Here is a 7,986-nt window from a genome sequence, read left to right on the forward strand (position 1 = left end):
CTAGCGTTACGTTCGCTGGCGCTCACTGCACGCTGGTCGACCTCGCCGCCTCCTCGCTTCGCTGCGGGGGCGGGGGGCGGATCTCGCAGAGCTCGACCCACCAAAGGGAGGGGGTCACCTCGTGGCCGAGGAGACCGAAGGACCGGTCAAGCGCACCCGTGTGGTGGCGGTGCGCTTGACCGAGGAGGAGCACGCCGCCTGGGTGGCGGCAGCTGCGGAGGCCGGTTCTGGGCGGTTGGGCACCTGGGTGCGCACCACCATGGCCGGCCTTCTCAACGGTCACCGCGCGGCGCCCTCCCGTCCTGGTCCGCCCCCGGAGGTCGCGGCGCTGCGGGCGGAGCTGGCCAGGGTGGGCAACAACCTGAACCAGGCCGTGCGCGCGGCGAACGTCTCCGGCCTTGACCGGGGCGCGGCGGCGGAGCTGGTGGCCCGGGTGGATGCAGCCGAGGCCGTGATGGGTCAGATTCGGGAAGCGCTGCGCTCATGATCGCCAAGATCACCCGCGGCACCCGGGCCGGGGACATCGCCGCCTATCTGCACGGGCCGGGCAAGACCGCGATGCACACCTACCGCGACCGCGACGGGGCCGAGCAGGTCGGGGGCATCGTGATCGGCGGGACCCTGGCAATGCGCGGGGACACCACCGGGCGGTGGGCCGCCGAGCTCAGAGACGCGGCAGCGTCGCGCCCGGAGATCACTAAGCCGATCTGGCAGGTCTCCTTGCGCTGCGCGCCGGGGGATCGGGCGCTGACGGATGCGGAGTGGCGCGATGCCGCCACGGCGTTCATGACCCGGATGGGCCTGGAGGAGCGCCCGTGGGTAGTGGTCCGGCACGCCGATGACCACGTGCACCTGGTCGCCTCACGGGTTACCGACACCGGGCAGGTGTGGCACGGGCGCCAGGACTACCGCCAAGCCCAGACCGCGTGCGCGGAGCTCGAGGAGGCCTACGGGCTGCAGGTCGCCCCGCGGGAGACCACGAGGGTGTCCCGGCGGGCAGCTGATCATCAGATCACCCGCGGGGAACGTCACCAGGCCCTGCGCAACCACCTCCCGCCGGAGCGGGTGGAGCTGGCCACTGTGGTCCGGGCATGTGCGGCCCGGTCGGTCGGCGGCGGTACCGATGCCTTCGAGGCTGAGCTGGAGAAGGCGGGGGTGGAATTCGAGGCCAACCGCGCCTCGACGGGACGGATGTCCGGGTACAAGTTCGGCACCGGACGGGTCGACGAGGCAGGACAGCCGGTGTGGTTCAAGGCCTCCCAGCTGGACAAGACCCTGGCCTGGTCCAAGCTCTCCCAGGTCCTGGACACCCCACCTCCGGCTGGGCGGGTGGAGGTGCCGGAGAAGGGCCTGCTGGAGTCCAAGGCCAAGTACCGGGCCCGCGTGAACGCCGCGGAAGCGGAGGTGCAGCAGCGCCGACACCAACAGATCGATCAGGACCAGCTGGCCGAGATGGGCCAGATCGCCGGCTGGTGGGCCGACCGCAACGAGACCGACCCACGACTGATCGCCTACCAGCAACAGATCCTTGAAACCTCCCGGATCCGCCAAATGATGGCCCGGGAGCGCCCCCTCGGGCCGCGCCGGGCGGCTCCTGTCCAGCAACGAGAGCAGGCACGGCCGCACCTGGCCCGTCCCCTGGACAGGGACACGGAAATGGAGCGCTGACCGCTGCTGGTCACCGGACTCTGCCCACCACGGGTGCCTCCCGGACCTCCGCCGGGGCTACCGGCTGTGCGCACCTACAAACCGGCACCGAGTGGTCGTTCCCAAGCGTTTCCTTACATTTAACGTTTATTGCCGAACTTTTTGCCTATCTATGGTGGGGAATAATTTATTATATAGCAAAATTAACAGAGAATGCGACGCGCGCCCCAGTGCAAACTACCTGGGGCGCACGTCGCAAATTTGCTGGATCTAGTTGAAGAAGTGGTCGCAATTGGTCGGCGCAGGGATGCCTTCCTTGGGTCCGCCACCTGCGCTGATTCCCTTTTCGGTCTGCTTAATGATGTTTTCAACGCAATTCTGTTGGGCCTTTTCCTGGCCAGGAGCATCATCAGAATTGCCGCCACCGTTACTGTAGGCGAACGCTGACCCTGTAGTGGCCAATGTAAGAGCAGCTGCGGTGCATGCTGTAGCCATAATCCTACGAATAGACATGATTCCCCCTTGTAAATGTTTGGCGCCCCCCTGGGCCCCGCAGTAAGAGTGTCACAAATGTCAGGAGTGAAAAAAAGATTAAGTCGTAGCTTTTAAAACTGAATAGTATGTATCGCGAGCATAACGATTAGTTATCTATAGTGTAAGACTAGTTCAATTTTCCATTGCCGTCGCATATACGTGTGGAGCCCTGGATGCGGTGGCGCAGATGGTGCAATGAATGTGGTGGCTCCGAAGGTTGACGAGGCCAGAGCCATCTGCTGGGAGCTCGTGACGCTGCCCCCTTGAATCTGTTTCACCCCGCCGACGTGGAGAACGGGTCCCGCGTCCACTACCAGGAGCCCCTGGGGGTCCCAGCTGGTTTACCCGAGGTCTTCGAGGCCGTGGAGAACCCCTGGCCGTCTAGTTCGCCGGCCTAGCCTCTCGTCGCGTAGCAGGAAGCCGAATGAGACTGCACGCCGCAAGAAGGCCGCACTGGACCCCAAGGAATCCCGCCTCAATGCCGAAAAATGTCGGAGGATTACTGCCGGGAGTCCCTCTGCTTCCTCTACCCAATTCCGCAGCCCTGCCCGGATCCCGCAGGAGGGGCCAGCCGCTCCCAGGACACCCACGATCCTCCCCGTCCAAGAACGTCTCACGGTTCCTGGAAAGCACCTCTACGGCATCCCAGCTAAGGACTGCGTCTCCAGCTGACTCGCCGTCAACATCAACGCCCCGCGCACCGCCTGAAAAACCCACAGGGCCAGCATCATGCGGGCAACGTTAATTTTCGCCAATCAACCTAAATAGCTAGATATAACTACTGTAAATGTAAGTGTTTTTGTAACTCATAGTCTCATGATCACAAAATCAACACAGAATTTTTTTACCTTTTCGTAAGTTGCACCTTCATGGTTAATTTTCAGTTGGCAACGCCGTTCGGTGGGGGCCTCGAAAAATTTGATTTTGGAGATAGTGATGCGTAAAAAGATTGCCGCTGCTGTAGCAGCGCTAGGGATCTCGGCCCTTATGTCAACTCCTGCTACAGCGGCCCCTCAGGATCAGGTGACCGGATCGGGCAAGATCAGCTTCGGCATCGGGTTCGGGCAACTCATCGTCAACGCACATGGCACGCCCACTGATGCGCACGGACATCTTAAAATCAGGATTCCCGACACCCTCTTTGAAGACGTCAATGCCGACGTTACCTGTGTCAACGTGCAGGGCAACATGGCAACTGTGTCAGGGCGTATTACTAATGCTGATGAAAACAGTCCCTTCGAATACATCCAGTTCACCGTCATCGATAATGGGACGCCCGGAAACGGGGCTGCTCCTGACCTGGCTGACGGGACCCTTTCCCAGACGGACCTGGGATGTAATGACTTCTTCGCCACCGGACCAGTGGAGCAGGGGAACTTCACCGTCAAGGATCGCTAAGTAATTTCCTGAGCCAGCGGTAGAGCAGGCCTCCTGACCTTCTCTACCGCTGCTCGGAGTAAATTCAAAATGGCGTCTCCATCTGGTGCCGAAGATCTTGACGCAGATATTCGACGAAGGTCGTGCAGGCGCGCCGTTGTAGCTTGCGCGAGTCTGTGGTCCTAATCTATTGTCCAAACGAGTTTCGAGGATAAATGTGATGTCCAAGCATAAGCTTTTGACTTCTGTTTCTGCTTTTATTGCAATTGCCGCTCTTGGTAGCCCGGCATATGCGGCCGGGCCCGATCAGGTCAACGGCGAAGGCGCCTTTCACCTTGAAGGGCCATCAGAGGTGTCCTCGGACACCACCATCAAGGTCAATGCCAACGATCGAACTCCCGGCGTTGGCACGGATGGGAACGGCCAGATTTTCATCACAAACGATCCCAGCAATAACACCCCTGTCAGCTTCCAAGCTCAAGCGTTCTGCGTCAACGTGGACGGCAACCGCGCCGCTGTGGTCGGTACAGTTACGGAGGTCACTGAAGGTCCCCAGGAGATCATCGGTCGCGTGGTGATGGTCCGGATCACCGATAACGGTGACGGTCAGAACCCAGTGCCGGACACTGCTGTCTATGGGTTCGGTGCGTCGGGGGTGACCCCGGAGCAGGCCCTTGAATTTGGGTTCTGCAACACGAACTTCGGTGATCAGTTCCCGATTAACTCAGGCGACTTCAGAGTGCGCGACAGGGCCTGAGACCCTTTGACCTAGAGGCCCATGACGCGGGAGAAGAGGCCTCTACGCCGTGGCTGCTCGTGAGATGAGCCTTGGGGCGGGGGAACGGGTACCGCGTGCCTGGGAGTTCCCTGCTGAGGAGTGGAGCGGGGAATTTCCGTCTCTGCTGGATGCGCGGATTCCTGGGACGGTTGCACCGGAGTGGGGATGCCGGCGGTGAGCATGCGCAGGGCCATGCGTTCGGTCTCGTTGGCGATGCGCAGGGCGTCGAGGGCGCGGCCGCGTTCTTCGGCGCGGGCTTCGGCGACCTCGGCGCGGCGGCGCCACTCGCTCACTTCGCGTTCGAGCTCGCGTACCTGGGCGGTGAGCTCGGCCAGCTGGCGGCTCTGCCCCGAGGCCTCGTAACCCTCCCCGGGCCGCGGCGTCGCCGAGGCCGGCCGGGTGGCCGCCTCTGGGCCTTCCCCGGCGATGAGGCCGCAGGCCACCAGGGCGGTCATCGGCACCTTCCACCCGTCGGGGCTGATATTGGCTCCGGCAGCTACCAGGTCCGCCCGGCGGCGGCGGAGAGTGCTCACGCTGATGCCTGCCACTTCGGCGGCCTGCTTCATGCTGAACACCGCGGTGGTACCCCCGGTGAGGCCTTGATCTGTCAGGGATTCAGGCGTGTTGTCGGTGCTCATGGCACCAGTCTGACACTCCGCCACGGAGCGATCATTCCGCGCGTCGAGGAACCTGCTGTCATCGACGGGGCGCCCCTGGTGCCATGAAACCTAGGGGTCTCAGCATGGAGGGGGCTTCCGAGGTGTTACCCGAACAGGGCGCCGACTCGGTGAGCGGAGGAGTGCTCCAGGCGGGAGCGGGTGTGGTCGTAGCGCCGTGTTGTGCGGGGGTCGGTGTGGCCTAGGGAGTCCTGCAGATGGTGCAGGGGTACCCCCAGCTCGAGAGCAAGAGTGGCGTGGGTGTGGCGCAGCACGTGCGGGCTGACCTTCGTGGTGATGCCGGCGCGGGTGGCCAGGCGGGTGAGGAATTTGGCGGCGTCGGTGCGGGCCCAGGGCCGGCCGCTGCTGGTGGCGAACAACCACCGGTCGACCTCGTCCCCACGGGCGAGCTCCGTCCCGGTGGTGCCGGCCATGTCCCGGAGAGCCTCCACGGTGTGCTCAGGAAGGGGTATCACCGCTCTCTTGCCACCCTTCCGGGTGATCACCAGCCGATCTGAACTCAGTGCCGAGGCTTTCGCGCCGAGGGCTTCCGAGATCCGCATCCCGGTCGACAGCAGCAGGTCCACCAGAGCGTGGGCCCGAGGGGAGTGCTCCCGCGCGGCGCCCAGCAGGTCCTCGGCCTCCCGGCGGGTGAGTGCGGCGGTGGTGGAGTGGTCGGCGTCCACGGCGGCCCGGCGCACCCGCGCGGCCGGGTTGCTCTGCAGGGCCCCGTCGTCGAGGGCGTAGGCGTAGAGGGCCGAGATCGCGGCCAGCCGGCGGTTCAGCGTGGCCGGGGCGTCTCCGGCGGCCTGGCGGATGCGGGCGAAGACGTCCATGTGGGGCCGGTTCACGGTCAGCAGGTCCAGACCGGTGGCCTCGAGGTAGCCCAGAAAGATCCGGGCATCGCGGCGGTAGGCGTCCCGGGTGTGGGCGGAACCGTAGGAGGCCAGCCACGCCCCGAGTAGATCGTGGTGCCGCTCGGCGTTGGAGGTGCCGGCCGGGGCGGGGGTGGGGTCCATCGGGTCACAGTAGCGCCCATAACCGGCATTATGAGGGTCTTTCGAATAGGCAACCATTTGGACGAGAGCCAGCAATGACCAAACAGATTGTGAGGTCAGATGTATCGTCATCCAACGGTTGACGTGCCGGGAATCTGGGCTATTGGTCGCCCAATCTGGAGTCGCCTACGCCACCATGGTCCCGCTCAACAGGCAGGTCGCGATAAGAGCGGGCGTGCATACATGGATGGGGCGGAGCGTCCCTGCCCTGCAGGAACGCTCCGCCCCGTGAAGGATCTAGGCCAACGTCTCGCAAAGATCGGTGGCCCTACCCGGACCGGTGGGCGGATCCACTTCAGTCCCTGTTGAGTCGATAGCGAAGGTCACATTGCCCGATGTCAGGACTAGCCCCTGACCACCAGACCGAAGGAGGAGATTCCGACCGGTGGCTCGCACTCGGGTATTCGGACCCTCTGCTTCGAAACGCAAGGTGCCCGTAATCGTGGCGCTGACCGTCTTCGTTGGATCGTCCACATTCGTCACAGTCGCTTTCAGCCCCGGAGAAAGGGACTTGAGTCCTGCAGGGTTGCTAACTATCTTTTCCTTGCCCTCAGCCACGATCCGCAACGCAGGACCCTCTCCTGGCTCGCCACATTGGTACACGAAGTCGTACGCCACTGGCGTGGGCGGGGCAGCGACAGCAGGCAGGCCCACGCTCCCCAACAGAAGTCCCCCGGCCAACGATGTACACACCATCGACTTCTTCCACACGTTCATGACAAACCCCCTGGTCGCAGTGGTGAACATCCTAAAAGTAGGGGCGGTATGGGGGACATTGGAGATTGTGACAGTCACGATTGGGTTACCGTCCAGGATGCCGAAGTCGCTCACAGTCGAGCTGAGACCCCACGCCACGCCCACGGCGGGCGAGACGTTCACTCCCTAGTGGCGGATCAGCCGTACCTGCGCTCCTAGCAGGTACGGCGGCACAATGAACAACTGAGCACTCAGCTACTTGGATGTGAGGAAGGCCCGGCCTGTACAGGCCGGGCCTTCCTCACCCTGCGTAGCAACGCGAGACACGCCGCGCCGCTTAAAGCGGAACGGGACCGCGCCAACGGTCCCGTATCCTGAAGTCGTTTTCCTACAACGAGTCCATTCTAGCAAGCGCGCCAACGCTTGCAATGGAACCACCAGCGATGGAAGACCTGGTGTCGGCCTGAGACGTGGCCGTAGATCAACATCACCAGCCGCCTCACACGCGGTGCTGCCCGGGTCAGAGCCGGCTACATTGCCGAGCGCGCAGACAGGGGCCTTCACCGGGTCGAGCAATCCCCGGACAGCAAAGGAGTGCCAAGCCCTACAGCGACATCACGTCGCCGGAGCTGCGCGCACATGCCGCCACTGCTCAGAAGTAACGCCCTGAGCCATGTACAGCCACCCCACACAGGTGGCCAACCGATGCGACCGACACGACCGACCGGGCTGGTCCCCATCGACACACATGCCTTGAATGCCTCCACCCACCATGGGTTGGGGCTTCAAGGCATCCCCCTGCCCTCCGCTCCCTCTACTCGCTCCCAGGCTGGCCCGGCGTTGCCGTCGAGAACAGTTCTACAGCTCAACTGGGCAAGGGCGGAGGGCAGGGAAAGAAGAGCACGAGCGTCAGCGAGTTCCTTAATCTCCCCGCTTACCGCTGGAAGTGCCGGCTACCTGCGCTAAGCGATCCCCCATGCTGACTGCATCGAAGGTGAGCACAGCCGGTACCTCAAGATCGGGTGCGCTGACGCCCCCAGGGTGAGTGAGTCAGGGGTGGGGCACCTGGGCAGTTCATCTCACCAGAGCGGCGCGTGAGCGCTGCGCTCGGCCGCGGGCGGCCTCTCACAGCTTCACGCGCCGACCCTGCCGGAGCGCGCCCTCCACCTGGTCGGCGGTCTCGCGCCCTAGCGGGCACTCAACCGCCGCGGTGGACACGCTCCGACGATGCGAGATATGA

The 7,986-nt window shown here is 63.6% G+C and carries 6 protein-coding genes; 4 read left to right on the forward strand and 2 right to left on the reverse strand.

The genetic code is table 11. From position 1 onward, the window contains the following. The first annotated feature begins 121 nt into the window (after positions 1–121). The 4 genes from AC6CH6_RS17805 (at position 122) to AC6CH6_RS17820 (ending at position 4,315) form a co-directional block, all read left to right on the forward strand. Positions 122–487 carry a plasmid mobilization protein gene (locus tag AC6CH6_RS17805; protein ID WP_498256155.1) on the forward strand — a complete coding sequence of 122 codons (366 nt, stop codon included), beginning with the start codon at positions 122–124 and terminating at the stop codon, positions 485–487. After that, positions 484–1,668 (forward strand): relaxase/mobilization nuclease domain-containing protein, encoded by a 1,185-nt coding sequence (locus AC6CH6_RS17810; protein WP_498256156.1) that lies wholly within the window; start codon positions 484–486, stop codon positions 1,666–1,668. The genes AC6CH6_RS17805 and AC6CH6_RS17810 overlap by 4 nt, the downstream gene beginning before the upstream one ends. A 1,437-nt stretch (positions 1,669–3,105) precedes the next feature. Next, a complete protein-coding gene (locus tag AC6CH6_RS17815; RefSeq protein WP_498256157.1) occupies positions 3,106–3,579 on the forward strand; it encodes a hypothetical protein in 474 nt (157 codons plus the stop codon). 199 nt (positions 3,580–3,778) lie between these two features. Then, positions 3,779–4,315, forward strand: coding sequence for a hypothetical protein (locus tag AC6CH6_RS17820; protein WP_498256158.1), 537 nt, complete (start codon positions 3,779–3,781; stop codon positions 4,313–4,315). A gap of 11 nt (positions 4,316–4,326) precedes the next feature. Here AC6CH6_RS17820 and AC6CH6_RS17825 read toward each other — a convergent pair whose 3' ends face one another. Then, a complete protein-coding gene (locus tag AC6CH6_RS17825) occupies positions 4,327–4,974 on the reverse strand; it encodes a hypothetical protein (RefSeq protein WP_498256159.1) in 648 nt (215 codons plus the stop codon). Positions 4,975–5,099: 125 nt separating this feature from the next. After that, positions 5,100–6,011 (reverse strand): tyrosine-type recombinase/integrase, encoded by a 912-nt coding sequence (locus tag AC6CH6_RS17830; protein WP_498256160.1) that lies wholly within the window; start codon positions 6,009–6,011, stop codon positions 5,100–5,102. Between the last annotated feature and the right edge of the window lie 1,975 nt (positions 6,012–7,986).

The organism is Kocuria sp. GQ42, from assembly GCF_059758435.1.

What these genes read in the sequence shown, in the direction of transcription:
- AC6CH6_RS17810 (WP_498256156.1), top strand. Translation starts at nt 484, where the DNA reads ATGATCGCCAAGATCACCCGCGGCACCCGGGCCGGGGACATCGCCGCC.
- AC6CH6_RS17825 (WP_498256159.1), bottom strand. Translation starts at nt 4,974, where the DNA reads ATGAGCACCGACAACACGCCTGAATCCCTGACAGATCAAGGCCTCACC.
- AC6CH6_RS17830 (WP_498256160.1), bottom strand. Translation starts at nt 6,011, where the DNA reads ATGGACCCCACCCCCGCCCCGGCCGGCACCTCCAACGCCGAGCGGCAC.
- AC6CH6_RS17820 (WP_498256158.1), top strand. Translation starts at nt 3,779, where the DNA reads ATGTCCAAGCATAAGCTTTTGACTTCTGTTTCTGCTTTTATTGCAATT.